This window comes from Seonamhaeicola marinus, assembly GCF_008085455.1.
Window position 1 is genome coordinate 1 of the sequence record NZ_VSDQ01000464.1, and the last position, 307, is coordinate 307.

Annotated in this window: 1 pseudogene; it reads right to left on the minus strand. The window is 24.1% G+C overall.

Annotated elements, in window-relative coordinates:
* Positions 1-129, minus strand: a pseudogene (locus FUA24_RS26160) (PorP/SprF family type IX secretion system membrane protein); the annotation flags it as partial.
* Positions 130-307: the final 178 nt, after the last annotated feature.

The following is a 307-nucleotide window of genomic DNA, read 5'->3' on the forward strand; positions in this document are numbered from 1 at the left end:
CATTGAAGGGTGTATTAAATAATAATTATCGGTTAAATAATCAGTATAAATAGGCAAGCCTTCTTGTGAAACGGCAATATTGGTTAATATAACCACAATAGCCAATGTAAAAATATTTTTTAATTTCATAAACTTTTCACCAAGTAGGTTTGGTATACATCAAACGTCTTGATTATTAAAAAATTACACAAAAAACATATAAAGTTTTACTCTATTATGCTATGTTAAAAATCTATAGCATAGCAATCAAATATATGGATATCTAAAGTTTTCTTTTAGTATTTTTGTAAAAAATTAGCTAAAATGA